Annotated in this window: 11 protein-coding genes; 1 reads left to right on the top strand and 10 read right to left on the bottom strand. The window is 60.8% G+C overall.

Annotated features, from left to right (window positions below; translation table 11 throughout):
- Positions 1–59 precede the first annotated feature (59 nt).
- The 9 genes from ACG33_RS01345 to ACG33_RS01305 all read right to left on the bottom strand — a co-directional run bounded on the left by ACG33_RS01345 (position 60) and on the right by ACG33_RS01305 (position 13,141).
- Positions 60–890 (bottom strand): L,D-transpeptidase family protein, encoded by an 831-nt coding sequence (locus tag ACG33_RS01345; protein WP_066918048.1) that lies wholly within the window; start codon positions 888–890, stop codon positions 60–62.
- 29 nt (positions 891–919) lie between these two features.
- Positions 920–1,300 carry a hypothetical protein gene (locus tag ACG33_RS01340; protein WP_066918046.1) on the bottom strand — a complete coding sequence of 127 codons (381 nt, stop codon included), beginning with the start codon at positions 1,298–1,300 and terminating at the stop codon, positions 920–922.
- Positions 1,301–1,359: 59 nt separating this feature from the next.
- Positions 1,360–3,363: a LysM peptidoglycan-binding domain-containing protein gene (locus ACG33_RS01335; RefSeq protein ID WP_168159987.1), complete on the bottom strand. Its 2,004-nt coding sequence runs from the start codon at positions 3,361–3,363 to the stop codon at positions 1,360–1,362.
- A 428-nt stretch (positions 3,364–3,791) separates the two neighbouring features.
- Entirely contained in the window at positions 3,792–5,327 is a 1,536-nt protein-coding gene (locus tag ACG33_RS01330) for a mechanosensitive ion channel (RefSeq protein ID WP_066918041.1), read from the bottom strand.
- 330 nt (positions 5,328–5,657) lie between these two features.
- On the bottom strand, positions 5,658–6,155 hold the full coding sequence (locus ACG33_RS01325; RefSeq protein WP_066918039.1) for a nuclear transport factor 2 family protein: 498 nt from the start codon (positions 6,153–6,155) through the stop codon (positions 5,658–5,660).
- A 147-nt stretch (positions 6,156–6,302) separates the two neighbouring features.
- Entirely contained in the window at positions 6,303–7,223 is a 921-nt protein-coding gene (locus tag ACG33_RS01320) for a cyclase family protein (protein ID WP_066918037.1), read from the bottom strand.
- 197 nt (positions 7,224–7,420) lie between these two features.
- Entirely contained in the window at positions 7,421–10,186 is a 2,766-nt protein-coding gene (locus ACG33_RS16295) for a LuxR C-terminal-related transcriptional regulator (RefSeq protein ID WP_168159986.1), read from the bottom strand.
- 133 nt (positions 10,187–10,319) lie between these two features.
- Entirely contained in the window at positions 10,320–12,467 is a 2,148-nt protein-coding gene (fadB, locus tag ACG33_RS01310; RefSeq protein ID WP_456114925.1) for a fatty acid oxidation complex subunit alpha FadB, read from the bottom strand.
- Positions 12,468–12,493: 26 nt separating this feature from the next.
- A complete protein-coding gene (locus ACG33_RS01305; protein ID WP_083536330.1) occupies positions 12,494–13,141 on the bottom strand; it encodes a TetR/AcrR family transcriptional regulator in 648 nt (215 codons plus the stop codon).
- A gap of 82 nt (positions 13,142–13,223) precedes the next feature.
- Between ACG33_RS01305 and ACG33_RS01300 the strand changes: the two genes are divergently transcribed.
- Positions 13,224–13,991, top strand: a complete 768-nt coding sequence (locus ACG33_RS01300; RefSeq protein WP_066918033.1) for an enoyl-CoA hydratase/isomerase family protein — start codon at positions 13,224–13,226, stop codon at positions 13,989–13,991.
- Positions 13,992–14,038: 47 nt separating this feature from the next.
- On the opposite strand, the gene ACG33_RS01295 is transcribed toward ACG33_RS01300, so the two are convergent.
- Positions 14,039–15,115: an amidohydrolase family protein gene (locus tag ACG33_RS01295; RefSeq protein ID WP_066918032.1), complete on the bottom strand. Its 1,077-nt coding sequence runs from the start codon at positions 15,113–15,115 to the stop codon at positions 14,039–14,041.
- Position 15,116 lies beyond the last annotated feature (1 nt).

Raw genomic sequence — 15,116 nt, 5'->3', positions numbered from 1 at the left:
AACTCGCACGCCGACTGCAGTCGTTGCAGCAATCGTCATCGAACGATACGCCATGTTGTTCAGGGCCGGATCTCGATCGGCGTATCAGGCGGCGTCATCAACCAGATTTCGACCATGTCGGAATTGGACACGGCAATGCAACCTTCCGTCCAATCGACATTGGCGTAATAGTCCCGCGGCTTGCGTGGCGCATTCGGTTCACCGTGGATCATGATCGCTCCGCCGGGACTCAATCCCCGGCGTCGAGCGCGAGCTTGATCCTGCGCATTCGGATAGTCGACCTGGATCGACAGAAAATATTCGCTGTTCGGATTGCGGCGGGTCAAGCGATACACCCCCTCCGGTGTGCGAAAGTCCCCCTCGAACTGCTTGTGGCCTTCCGGCCGCAATCCCAAAGAAACCTTGTAGGCGCGCAACACATCGCCTTTACGCAGCAAATACAGTCTCCGATCAGCCTTGTCCACCAATACCCGATCGGCCTGCGGCAGGGCAGCCTCCGCGTCGGCAAGTGCCCCGGGGCCTAAGCCGGAGTCCGTGCCGATGGAAGCGGGCCTGGATGCCGCAGACGAATTCCATGCCGAGGACGAAGCTGGAATCGACAACGCCGCCATGGCCGGACTGTCTGAGAAACCGCTCCTGATATCGGCCACGGCATTCATCGAAGAGGCGTCTGCCTGCAGTGCCTGGGCACCGGCGTCAAGGCCGGAGAACAGCCCCAGCACCGCCATCACGCTCCATGCCAGGGCATTTCCTGGACGAGAGGCCGCCGCGGTAATCCGGCCCGCCTTGGCGCAAGACCGCCGGAGCCTGGATCCGAACGAGGAACACGGACGATAGGGCATGGCGCTCGGAATCATGAGCTGGATCGTGGATGAAGCATCGAACACCATGGGATTATACGATCAGTTACCGGATGAGATCAGTGCACTGGGGCCAAGATCACCGCGGTACATTCACGCAGACCGGGGGCCAGTTCCGCACGCAACTTGTAACGCCGGCCCGGGAGGACGGTCACGTCAAGCGCGTGGCGTGAAACGCTGCCGGTTTCGGCGATCCGGCAGTCGACCAGCAGCCGGTGCTCGCCCGGCAACACATCCACGCTGCGCTCGCCTACGCTCAGTACCTGCTCATCCACCTGCCGCAGGATGACGCTCAGCGGTGCTCCGGCCGTCACGCGAAAATCGCCGCTGATACGGGCAACTTCACCGGCCGCGCGCTGTCCACCCTCGTAGCCGCGCGCGGTCGAGCACCCCCCCAGGCTCATGATCGGCAAGATCAACGACGCCATGATCAGCGTCATCGATCGCAGACATGCAAGGGATCGTCGAATCGGCAAGGTTGAATGGGGAAGGAACGACATCATGAGGCATGTGAGGCCATGGAGGTTTCCACGATTGCTTGCGGGGTTCCCGCCGGCTCCAACACCGGGATGATCAAGCGCGTGCCCGGTCGAATCGAACCCAGTTCCAGATCAGGATTGTATTGCCGCAGCAGCCAGATCGGGATGCCGTAACGTTGCTGCGCCAGTATCCAGACCGATTCGCCAGGTTTGATCGTGTGGGCCACCGTGTCCTTGATGCGGTATTTCGTGAAAAACACCTCCTGCAACTGGCGGTGATGCTCCACGCGCCTGGCTTCGAAGCGCTCCGGTGAAACTCGTGAAAAATCGAGCTTGAGTTTATGCCCGACGATGACAGGTGCCGCCGCGGACATGCGATTGAGCTTGCGCAACTCGCCGGCGCGCACCTCCAGCCAGTCGGCGTAGTGGCCCAGTGTTTCCGCCGCCTGCACCAGGATCCTGCGATCGGAATGCACACTGTAATCGCTTGGATCCGCAGACGCCGCCGCCTGGGTACCGGGCACCAGGGCCGGGCCGATCGCTTCGGCCTCGAACTCCGACTCCGGTTCGGCCGCCTCGCCGACATCCGATGAACCCTGCGCCGGCAAGACTGCAGCAACAGACTCCGCCGGCACCTGCGCCAGCGGCGGCAAAACCGCCGCGACAGATTCTATCGGTGCCTGCTTCGGCGCCGGGCGGGCTGCAACCGATACGGCAGCGGCTGCGCCCGCACGATCCGGCAAGGTCAGCACCTGCCCAACCCGTATGGGATAGGGACTGCGCAAATTGTTCAGGCTGGCGAGTTGCGCCATGCTCACACGATGACGTGAAGCGATGGCGGACAGCGTCTCGCCGCTGCGCACCCGATGCGTGGTATCCACGACCTGCGCGTCGAAGTGCGGCCCTTGCGAGATGCGTTCCAGCATGGCAGCGAGATCCAGTCTTGCCGGCACGCGCAATTCGTAGCCGCGCGGCACGTGTCGCGCGCCGTTCCAGACGGACGGCAGCAACGATGGGTTCAGAAGCTGCAACTCCTCGCGCTCCAGCTTCAACACCAGCAACAGCTGGCTAGCCGGCACGTAATGCGGCATCGTCACGACCTTGCTGTTGTCCGGCGAATTGCGACGGACACTACCCAGGAAACGCTCCGGATCGGCGTCGATTTCCAATGCCGCCAGGAACGCGACATAGAAATTGCGCGACGCGAAGCCGAAGCTGCGGCTGTTGTACCTGCGCACGATCGTCGTGATGTCGCTGGTACCGAGCTGTTCCTTGGCGCGGCGCATGCCGCCGGGACCATGATTGTAGGCGGTCAGCGCCAGCGGCCAGCTGCCCAGGATGAGATAGTTCTGCTCCAGGAACTTAGCTGCCGCCTCGGTGGAACGGTAAGGGTCGAGACGCTCGTCGATCGCCGCATCGATACGCAGGAAACGCTTGCCGGTACCGGGCATGAACTGCCACATGCCCGCCGCGCCGACCTTTGAATAAGCATAGGGATTGAAGGACGATTCCACATGGGGCAGCGCCGCCAGTTCGCGCGGCAATCCCATGCGCTCGAATGTTGCAGCGATATGATCATGCCAGGCGCCTGAACGCACCAGGCCTTCCCGGAATCGATCGGCCTGACCCAGCTGGAAGCGCACTGCCGCGGCCGCACGGGCATAGCGTGCCCGGCGCGTGTCTTTCGGCCACAGCGCTTGGACGCGCCGTTCTTCCGTAGTCAGATCATCGACCCCTGCCGCCAGGCGCTCCAGGATGCGGGTATATTTTTTTTTCTCCTCCTCGATCTGCTTCGAGCGCTGCCTCGGCGCCAGATCCAAGGGAAACTTCATGACCGAATAGACGACAGCCAGATTGTCGGGATCATGGATCAGGCCGCCCTGGGTCGTCACTTCAGTATAGATGCGCCGCCAGAATGCTATATCCGGCTCCAGCTCTACCGGACGCACGAAATGCTTGCTGGTCTTGGCAGCCGCCGCGTCGTCAGCATCCTTGGCATCCACGGCAATGGGTAGCAGTGCCACAGCGGTTCCAAGCAGCACCAGTAGTCGGCTGAACATCCGGTTGGAAGTAGCGTTGCGGCAAGTCATCGGCATGGAACTTGGGTCGAAGGATGCAATGAAACCGGGAACGACGGCACCCCAGGAGCTTAGAGATATGCCTAGGCTATGTAAAATCCAGAGGGGGAACTGCGCTGCAAGTCGCACTCGGCAGAATTACGCAGCGCTGTCTGCGTAAGGCGATCGCAAAGGCAATAGCGATGGCGCCCAATATCGGCAGACCGGTCAGGATGTCAGCACCAAATCCGATCCGGAAGTGCATGTTCGAAGCTGGGGCCGGCTCCCTCCTGGAACGAGGGAGCCTTATTCGATCCCCATCGACCTTCGGTGCGGCTACTGTTTTTGCCGTTCCCCGTCCGTGGCGGGGCAACGCCTTGGCTGCATCGCCGGCTTCATTTCCTGTCGGGACTGTCGCGCTGCTCCAGATACCGATCGACCCAATGCCGGGCGAGACGGCCTGCGGACTCCCGCCCGCCGACCCCGAAGGCGATCGCGAAGGCTACGGCGACGGCGCCCAATACCAGGCCGAAAGCCAGATTGACGATCTGGTCGGCAATACCCATTGCACGCAGGCCCATGGCGATGACCAACCCCAGGATTGCGACGCGCGCAATGGTGGACATCAGCTCGCTGTAGCTGCGTCCCGTCCGCCTGATTGCGGTCGCGGCCAGACTCGCGAGCCATTGTCCAATGGCAAGAATCACCAGGCCGACCAGGATGTCGGCACCAAATCCGATGAAAGTCTCCAGCAGATCCCGCACCCCAGTGAATCCGAGCCGATGCGCAGCCTCGACCGTCGCGAACAGCATCACAAAAAAGAACGCGATGCTGCCCGCCAGCGCGGAAGGCGTGCCGCAGGCATCGGGTGCGCTGCCCTCCGCCTGTGCGGCATTCGATGCCGCCTCTCCGGCTGCCGGGAAGGCTTGCGGCAAGCCCAGGCGCTCCGGCAGGCGGTCGAAGCCTAGGTTGAGCAGCAGCCGCGACACCAGTCCGGAAACGAAGCGGCCGATGAACCAGGCGATGGCCAGGATGGCAGCGGCGGCCAGAATGTTGGGAATGGCCGTCATGAACATGCGCAGCATATCGCGTGCCGGATCGGAGATGACCTCGATCTTCAACGCATCCAGCGCCGCGATCAACGCCGGTACGATCACCAGGATGAAGACCAGCGTACCGCCCAGCTGCGATATCTGTACGCCGCGTACACCCTCACGTGAATCACCGAAGCGATCGACGCCCGAGGTAGCCAGCAGGCTGGTGACCAAACCACGCAACACGCTGGCGATCAGCCAGCCTATACCGCCGATCGCCAGTGCCGCGATGATGTCCGGCAAGGCCGACAGCAGCTTCCGGCTCATTTCCATGAGCGGCACCATCAAACCTTCGATCTGCAACGCCCCGACGATGGCCGGCAGAAACAGCAGGATCACCAGCCAGTACACGACCTGACCCGCTGATTCGGCAATGGGCTTCACTCCCGCAGCCTTTGACAGACTGTCGTCCAGATGTGTGGCGGCAAGAGCCTTGTCAACGATCGTGCGCACGATCGTCGCCAGCAGCCATGCCACCAGGATCAGCGCCGCCGCCAGCAACACGCGCGGCAGATACAACATTACCGATGCCGCCAGCGCGGACAACGGGCCCGATACACTGTCGATGCGCAGCACATTGAACATCCCGATCAGTGCAAACAGGAAAATGATCCAGAAGACGATGGAGGCAATAGTGCGCTCTAGATCGAACTTTGCCTGCACCTGTGCCGCTAACTTTTGATTCAGATGCAGCGCACCCAGCGCCTTGCGCGCCAGTGCGCGGCCGATCAATGCCACGATCCAGCCAACCAGCAGGATAGCCAAAGCACCCAGAATTCCGGGCAGATAACCACCTACCGACTCACTGAAGGATGTATACCACGTCGAAAAATCCATGGTGCCCTCCTGGGAGTGGTTTGCTTTAACGGCACAAGGGTACGCAAATCACCGGCGTAATGAAACAGCCGTAAAAAATCCCTTCCTTATATGGATATACCCACAGGCTGTGAGTATCGACGCAGCTTCGTGCTGCACCTTCGTACCGTGATGAACTGGATATTCGGTTTTCCGAAATCCGACGAATCGAGGTATCGAACCGCCGGCACGGAAGTTTATGTTCCAAGATACCGATGACTACTCGTCGGCAAGTGTTGTTCAGTCGTGCATCGGCGCGCGGTGACGAACACGCACCCTCGAGGCATCAATCAGAAGCACCGATCAGGGACATCAAACCGGATCTGTGGGCTTGAAGCTGCCGCGCAGCGGCCGGGTTGCTTCTTCAGGCCGCATTGCCTCGGCTGCGTTCGCACCCGGCGGCTGTTCACAATCAACCACGAAACGTCGTGAGCTGAATTTCCACTCGCCGGCGCGCCGCTCGAAACGATCTAGATAACGCCCGGCCACCAACGACTGCCCGCCGCCGTGATGCCCGTGGAGACGGCACATCGCCAGCACATAGGTCTCGCCAGTCGCATGATCTCCATCGACGGCGAACCATGAACTGCACGCGCAATGAGAAAGCGCGGCGGCATACTCCCGAGTCCAGGCTACGAAGCGGCGCGCGAACTCCTTGCCCTCGGCGCGAATGACGCCGGAGTCGCACACTGCATCGGCATGAAACAATGACGCCAGCAACCGCTCGTCGGCACGATCCGCCGCACGGCTATAGGCAGCGACCAGCTCCGCCAGCCGTTGCTTGGCAAGCAGCTCATCGAGCGCGTTCATGCGGCGACGAACTCGCTGTCGATATTCAGATTGAGTCTAGCGGACACTGAAGAATTACCGCACATCGCCACGCTCCCATCGACAACGGCCGATTCATCTGGCTCATATTCGTCACCGTATTCCTGCGAACGGCCGTTCGCAGAGCGCCTATTTGATGGCGAGGGGATTGATGGGTGAACCCAGTGCCCTCTGAAATTTGATGGGCGGGCCGCAGAAGAAAAATTCGTAGATGCCATCGCGCGCGCAATCCTCGGCCAGCTCTTCAAAGTTCAGGATCTCGCCCAGAGTCATGCCCATGTCCCGCAGCAGCACCATATGCACCGGCAGGATCTCCTTATCGGTTTCGCCAGGCAATGCCTCGACGGCGATATTGTCACAACACACTGCGGCGATTTCATGTCGGCTCAGCCACTCACAACATGCCAGCCCGATACCCGGTTCGCCCTTCAGCCATTCCTCCCGGTTCTTCTCCACCACAAATTTTTTCCACCAGCCGGTGCGGATGTGCAGGATGTCGCCGGAGCGGACCTGCACACCTTGCTTTGCGGCACATGCATCGAGCTCTTCCGGCGTGATCATATCGCCGACCTGCATCCATTCGACGTCGCGATGACGTGCGATGTCAAGCAGCACGCCGCGACCGGTGATACCCTTACCCTGCTGTTCGATCGAGCAACGCTTCGCGCCGTGCGGTGAAATCGTGTTCGCGGGAAAGCCGTTGTATAGCTTGCCGTCATAGTGAACATGCGCGATCGCATCCCACTGCGAGGCTGCCTGGAGCGGCATGAAAATATAGTCGTCGGCATAGTGGAACGCACCCGGAAAGTGAGCCTGATCCTGCCCCGTCTCGGATACCAGCAGGATGGGGTTGATGCGGCCGCCAGCGCCGCTCTGCGGTCCATCGGGACCGAACGGCACGCCCAGGTCGAATACCTTGCCGGTGCGAATCAGCAGCGCGGCGGCCACGATGGCTTCCGGCGTGATGAAGTTGGTCGTGCCTTTTTCGTCGTCGGCTCCCCAGCGGCCCCAATTCGACAGCCGCTTGCCTAGCTCGCGAAAATCTTCCACCCGCCGTTCCTCTTCGATCGATCCGTAGCATTCACTGGTGCATCTGGCGCCGTATTCACCGCTTCGTAGATCACCGGTCGTTCGGCTCCGGCGGCGGAATCCCGGCGCATTCCTGCCGGGGCCGACGTTAGCAAAGGCACGCTAGATAGGGACTACTCCAACGAGTAGTTCGAAGAGGGGTCAACTGACGATCCACGTCAAGCCGGCAGGCCGACCCTGAGCCGGTGGATGGCCTGGCTGCGGCTCTTGACGCCAAGTTTCGCGTAGATATTTTTCAGATGAAACTTGACCGTATTCTCGGAAATGAACAAGCGCTCGCCAATCTCGCGATTGAACATGCCGCGCGCCAGCAACGTCACGATCTCGGTTTCGCGGCTCGACAGCGGCTCGCTGAGACCTGCCGGTTCTGGATCTTTCGCATGCAACGGTGGGGCACCGGCCAGGATCAGCAACGACTCGATCATATTTTCCGCGGCGCCGGCATGCGGCGCGACCGAAGCGGCCCAACGGGGGATGTTGTGTAGCTCCTGTTTGTGCGCGGCCGTGAGCAACTCGATCGCCGGCGCACCTTCATCGAGAAATACGCGAATGTAGCCAGTGCGCGCGAGTTGCAACGCTTCGCGCAGACTGTCGAACGCGCCGCTCGTATTGTTCCGGCGATATTGAGCGATGGCCTGCAACAACAGCAGCTTGATGAGCCGATGCGCCCGGCCTTGCCCGACGGCCAAATGCAGCTCGCTCCTCAGTAACGACTGCACCTCCTCGTCGCGGCCTTGATGCATCGCAACTCGAATGCGATTAATGGACGCACCTTCGGTTTCCTCCGAAAACGGACACCAGCCGGCCGGCACGGGGTTGGTAGCATCGTCGATGCGCGCAGCCATGGCTGCGGCACGCTCTATGTCGCCCGCGAGGATGGCGCGCCTGACCCGTTCCCACGCCAGCAGTCGAACCAGACGAGGCAAATTGCCGGCGTGACCGGCAATCTCCGCTTCTTCCAGCAAAGCGCTGGCACGTGCTTCGTTACCCTGCGCATCGTGCAACCGAATCATCGACACACAGGCAATGGCAAGGAAATCCACCTGCGCCGCGCCGGCGATCACTTCGAACGATTGCTCGAACAATTTTCGTGCCGCATCGAGCTGATTGCTCTGATAGAGCACGTAGATGTAAGACGCCGCATAGGCGGCTGATGCCACTGACTGATCCAGGGTCAGGCAGGCATCCGCAGGCGCATCGCTCAACAGCTCGATGGCTTCGCTCAACCGGCCCTGAATGGTAAGATTCACCGCTGCGGTCGCCAGCGAACCGAGCACGGTGAAGGCGGAATCCGCCTGCTTGCCGCAAGTCCGACCAACGACTAGAAAATCACGTGCCAGATCCAGTTCGCCCGAGAACAGGGCCAGATGGCCTTGCAAGATCGCGGTCGCTCCAGCCTCGAAACGGGAAAACGGGTCCATGCCATGGCCGCGCGCAGCCGATTCCTCGGCGTACGCCTTGGCACCCATGATGTCGTCCTTGAGAATGCAGATCATGGAACGCACTACGCTCTGCGAAGCGTCGGGATACGCATCGAGCAGCGCCAACACCTCCGCCAATGGTTGATGTCTGCGCATGAAGCCGAGCGCCCAGGCGATTCGCACCAACAGCTTGGGCCGACGCCGGGTGTACTCGGGAGGCAGGCAGTTGAACCAGCGCTCGATGGTCAGCAGATTGCCCTGCATGACCAGTCGGCCCGACCAGGTCTCCAGGCATTCGGTAGCGAACGCGTAATCCTGAATCGCTAGCGCATGCACGATCGCATCTTCCAGGTGACCGTTGTCTCTGAACCATGCAGCAGCCAATGCATGCACCTCGTGCTCGCGCGCTGGCGCAGTTCGATGCAATTGCGCCCGCAAAAAGCCGGCAAACAGCGAGTGATATTGGAACCACTGCAGCGACACGTCGAGGCTGCGCACGAATAAGCCGGATTCCTCCAACTTGGCCAGCAGCTCGCGCGAGTCCGCGCGTCCCATGATGGCATCGCACAACGGCCCCGACATGCGCACCAGCGGCGATGTCTCCAGGAAGAACCTCTGCACGTCGTGCGGATGAATGGACAGCACGTTATCTGTCAGATATTCGGTCAACTGCCACGGCTGAAAAGCGTTGATATCACCGAGCGATTTGCGCGCCTCAGCGTTTGCCAGGGATAGTCGATACAACTGGACGGCCGCGGGCCAGCCCTCGGTACGCTGATGGATCACGTCGATTTCGTGCACCGACAGATGGGTATCGAATGTGGCGAAGAAATCCTTCATCTCCTGTCGCGTGAACAGCAGATCGGCGGGCGTAACGATCTCCGCCTGCTCCGCGATCAGAAGGCGGGACAAACCGACCTCGGGCAGCGTACGCGAGCCGATGAGCATCCGCACACCAGGTGGCAGGGATGCGAGCAGATCATGAAACAAGCCGAGCGCTTCGGAACTGGATAACACCTGGAATTCATCGATGAACAGCGTCACCGGCTGTTGCAATCTGATCAGCCGGCCGAGCATCCAATCCGCCCGTGAGCCGCGGCCAGCCGCCCGCTGCGGATCCTCGAAATTACCCCGGCGGCGATGACCATTCGAATGCGCAAGCTGTTCCAGCAACGCGTGCAGGGTACGGATCAGGCGGGTTGGATCGTTATCCGAATCGTGTAAGGTCAGCCAGCCGGTACAGATCAGTCGGCGTTCGCAGTCGGCGTAAGCCTGCTGCATCAGGGTGGACTTGCCATGGCCGGCGGGTGCCTGGATGATCACTACCGGCATGGCGCGATCCGCGACGATCCGGCTCAGCAGCCGGGTGCGCGGGATGATTCCCGACAAAGGCCGCGGCGGACTCAGGCGCAACAGCGAGCCCTCGATGAGAGGCTCCGCGTCGCTGCGCGCCTCTATCCCCGCTATCCGCCTGCTGCTCGATGTCGAATCGCTAGTCGCCACGACACAACCTCTTCGGTACCGCTCAGCGTATGCTCGCCTTTATGAGACGGCAGCCGGGCACGGAAAGTTTCTAATCTCCCTCAAACCTCCGGGCAGAAGCGCGCGTCACTGGTAGGCGATTCATGGTCGGGCATTATGCCTCTGGATAGAAACGTTTTTGCTGCGTGGCCATGTGATACAAGCTTCCCGGCGCTTCGTATTGCGGTCCCAGTTCGCGATACTTGCACGACAACTCGAGTAATCGGGGTACGCCTGACCAATCCGCATACTGCAAAGCGCCGCCCAGATATTGGGGCAGACCGATACCCAGCAACAAGGCCATGTCGAGCTCGGCCGCGCTGGCAACCACGCCTTCATCGAGGCTGCGAACGGCTTCGAAGACGAGCGGCAGCATCATGCGCTCGACGATCTGGTCATCGCCGAACACCCGCGGTCCGCTCGTTTGCATCTTCGACAGCAGCTCGTGTGCCTCCGGTGCGGGACTCTTCCTCGGACGGCCGTTCGGATCGGTTTCGTAACGATAGAAACCCAGCCCATTCTTCTGGCCGAGCCGGCCGTTGGCGACCATGATCTCCAGAGGATCCTCCCAAGTGCGCGCCATGCGATCGCCGAACGCACTCGAAATGATCCTGCTCACGTGCAGGGCGGTATCCATGCCGATCACATCGTTGAGATAGGCCGGGCCCATGGGCCAGCCGAACGCCTCCATGACCGTGTCGATGCGAACGAAATCCTCGCCGTCCGCGAGCAGCTTGCCGAAAGCCTGCATGTAAGGAGTGATGATGCGATTGACCAGGAACCCCGCTCCATCGCGGACCACGATGGGCGTCTTCCTCATCGTCAGCGCGAATCCCACTACCTTGGCGACGGCTGCATCGCTGGTATGCGTGCCGCGGATCACTTCCACTAGCGGCATGGACGGCACGGGATTGAAGAAATGCATGCCTGCGAAATTCTCCGGGCGGGAGAGCGACCGCGCCAGGTCGTCGATGCGCAGACTGGATGTATTCGAGGCAATCACGGTCCCGGTGCCGACCTCCCGCTCCAGCTGGGCGAGTACCGAATGTTTGATCTTGATATCCTCGACCACGGCTTCGATTGCGATATCGACTTCATTGAATCTCGAGTAGTCGAGCTGCGACTGGATCGAAGCCAGCATTTCATCAGCCTGCTGCTGCGTGATACGTCCACTTTTGATCTGCTTGCCGAGCTGCTTGCGAACTTCACCGATGCCCAGACCGAGTTGTTTCTGCTGAATATCCTTCAGCACGACCGAAACAGAATTGAATGCAGCCGTATAGGCGATGCCGCCCCCCATGATTCCGGCGCCCAGCACGGCCGTCCGCTTGACCGGCTGCGCCAAGCGCGCCAGCGCCTTTGACTGCTTTTTCACTGCCTGTTCGTTGAGGAAGATGCGCACCAGCGAAGCTGCCGCCTGGGTTTTCGCGATCCTGGCGAAAGCGGTCGATTCGAGCGCCAGCGCTTCATCGCGCGGCCGCAACCGCGCATTTTCCAGCAGTTCGACGGCCATGAGCGCCGCGGGTTGATGTTTCGGGCCGTTGGCGGCCTGCTTCTTTGCTTCCGCAAACAGCCGCTCGACGGAGGGTTCCTGCACGGCCGAGCGTTTTGCCTCGCGCCGTGTGTGCCAATTTGCCGTACCCGCGACTGCCTTGTCGAGCAAATCGAGAGCTGCTGCGCGTAGCGATTCCGGAGCCGCGAGTTCATCGACGACCCCATCTTCGAGAGCGGCTTCGGCTTTTTGAGGAGTGCCGGAGACGATCCAGTCGAGAGCCGTCTGTAATCCGGCGATACGTGGCAGTCGTACCGTGCCGCCGTAGCCTGGAAGCAAGCCGAGCTTGACTTCCGGCAACCCGATTTGTGCCTGGGCCGAGATCACGCGGAAGTCCGCCGCAAGCGCCGTTTCCAGTCCACCGCCCAGCGCAAAGCCGTTGATGGCGGCCACGGTCGGTACGGGCAGCTCTTCGAGCGCCGTGAATGAGCGGTTCTGCCGCGTGTTGTGCGCGGCCAGTTCGCTCTCGGACAGTTGGAACAAACGACCGAACTCCAGGATATCCGCGCCGACGATGAACACATCCTTGGCGCTGGTGATGAGCACACCACTGATACTGCTATCGCTGGAGATCAACGCAGACACTTCGGCCAACTCGAGGACGGCACGCTCATCGAGCTTGTTGATGGCGTCGCCCTGCCGATCGAAACATAGTTCGACTCGCCCACCCTGCAACGCCGTCAGCCGAATCGATTGGCCCTGATACATGATTTCAATTCCACCCGTAATTAATGACGTCATGACGCAAACGCCGGCGCACCGGTGAGCACCTGCTGTACTACGTCGTGCAACCGTTCATGCAGGACATCTATAGAGATGGTTGGTGTAACCAGCCAGCGATAGAGTAATCCGTCGATGACCGCGCAGAACAACTCGGCGGCGATATTCGCATCGATCGATCCGTCGATACCGGCACCGGTGCCAACCTGTCCGCGCTCTATCCACGCTTGCACATCACGATGCTGCGCCCGGTGGACCTTGGCAACGTTTGCCCGATATTCCGCGCCTGGATCAATGCTCGCGTAACGAAGCAAATACATGGCGCGGACGTCGTCGGGTTCGTCGCGAATAAAGCCGTGTAATGCCTCGATAGCCCGGTGAAGCGCAGCCACGCCGACGCTTTCGCCGACCGCGCTCTGCACACGAGCGATCCAGGCGGCCGCCACCGTATCATGCACGTATGCAAACAACCCGGCCTTGGTCCCGAAACGATGCGTGACAAGACCACGCGAATAACCGGCGCGCTGGCCGATAGCCGCAAGCGTCGTGCCCGTAAGCCCGCGTTCATTGAGAAGAGCCACTGCCGCTTCTTTCAGCAGGCGGTCGGAAAGCGCGGTGCGGTCTTCCTGGCGCCGCCTGCCCGAGGTAGTCGATGATGCTGTCATGAGCACTTTACTTGCTGGCAGCAGGCAACTTAAAGTCCCGAACTGCAGTCGTCAACCTCTCATTTCATCTACGGAGCCTCTCATGGCTGAAGCCGTGCTAGTACAGCGTCATGGCGCCGTCGCGAGCGTCATCATGAATCGGCCGGATAAGCGTAACGCCCTGAATCCGGAGCTTTATTTAGGGTTGACCGAAGTGTTCTCAGGGCTCCAGGACGAGCCCACGGTGCGCGCCGTCGTGTTGTCCGGGGGCCGGCACTTCTGCGCCGGTGGCGACATCGGTGGGCTTGACGCGCCCGCTCTGGAGTTCCGCCACGAGATGCTGCGTGGCCAGCGGGCCGTACGCTCGGTGATCGGCGGCCGGTTGCCGGTGATCGCCGCCGTCGAAGGCAATGCCTATGGTGCCGGCCTGTCGCTCGCAATGGCCTGCGATTTCGTCGTTGCGGATGAACACACCGCGTTCTGCGCGGTCTTTCCCCGTCTCGGCCTGGTCCCCGATTATGGACTGCTATGGAGCTTGCCGCAGCGCGTCGGCATTGCCAAAGCACGCGAGATGATGATGTTCGGCGAGGTCGTGCGTGGTCAGCAGGCGCTCGACTGCAAGCTGATCGATCGCTGCGTTCCAGGCGGCACCGTGCAGGAGACGGCGCTCGCGATGGGGAAGCAGCTGGCATCGGTCGCTCCCGGCACGATCGCAGCGGTCAAAGCGGCGCTGAGCCGCATACCGATGAGCCTCGATAGCATCCTGGCGTGGGAAGCCGATACCCAGGCCGTGCTTGCTCACAGCCGGGATTTCACGGAAGGAGTGCGCGCGTTTCGCGAAAAACGGTCGCCGTCGTTCCAGAATCGCTGAGGATTCTGCAGCAGCTTAGTCGCTAAATACACCATGAAAACGCCTGATTATTTGCCGATATCCTGCGACATCGCGGTCGAACCGAGACGGAGTCGATACACGTGCGTCACGGTTCCATAGAACATCGCCGCGCGCTCGGATGCGTTCAAGCCGCGCGTAGCCTTCTTGTACATGTTCCAAAGCGTCCGATACGAACACGAAATTTTATCTACCGGAAAATTGCTTTCGAACATGCAACGCTGCGGCCCGAATTCGGAGATGATGTGGTCGATGTACACCGCGTTGGCTGCCAATAACTCATCCGAACTCGGCGGCCGGGATCGTTCGTGCCAATGCATGCCGGCATGCTCCATGTTGAAACCGCCTAGCTTGACGAACACATTGGGCAGCCGGGCCAGTGTCGATATTTGTTCACGCCAATAAGCGAGCACCTCGTCGCGCTTGGTCGCATAAGGACCGATGCCTACCGGCCGACCGGCATGGTCGAGTACGATCGTGGTATCGGGAAAGCGCCGTGCAAGCGTCGCCAATTCACCGAGTTGCGGATGAAACAACCATGCATCAAACGACAGCCCATAGCGAGCCAACCTCGCAAAACCCCGGTTGAAACGATCATCGAGCAACAGTCCTGGAGCTATCGTAAAGCCAGGATAACGCACTTCCTCGCTCGGATCCCAGTTCACGATCTGCCGGATACCACGGAAACGATCCGAAGCCTGCAAGTGTGCTTCCAGCACTGCATCCACCGCCGCCCCCAGACACAAGTCGGCAAAGCCGACGATGGCTGCCGCGGCCTGAGTCTTCAGTCCGGTCTGCTGCCGAAACTCGCCGCCATATCGATCGATTTGCTCGGTTTCGCCGACCGGCCGTAACTCCGGCGCACCGCCCTGTCGATAGCCATAACCACACTCGACGAATACGGTTGCAAGCACATCGTGACCGGAACCGATGTCCTTGGCGTGCTCATCATGCCAATAATCCGGCTGCCAAGGTACCGGCTTGCCGTAGCCATTCAACCAGAGATGATGATGCGCATCGATGATGGGCAGTGCCGGCTCGAGCACGGCTTCCTGATCGAGCGCGAGCCAGGCTTGGTGAGGCGCCTTGTCGGGCGGCTTTCTCATG

Origin of the sequence: Steroidobacter denitrificans, from assembly GCF_001579945.1 — a bacterium.
GTDB lineage: Bacteria > Pseudomonadota > Gammaproteobacteria > Steroidobacterales > Steroidobacteraceae > Steroidobacter > Steroidobacter denitrificans.
This window is presented reverse-complemented; position numbering and strand designations above follow the sequence as displayed.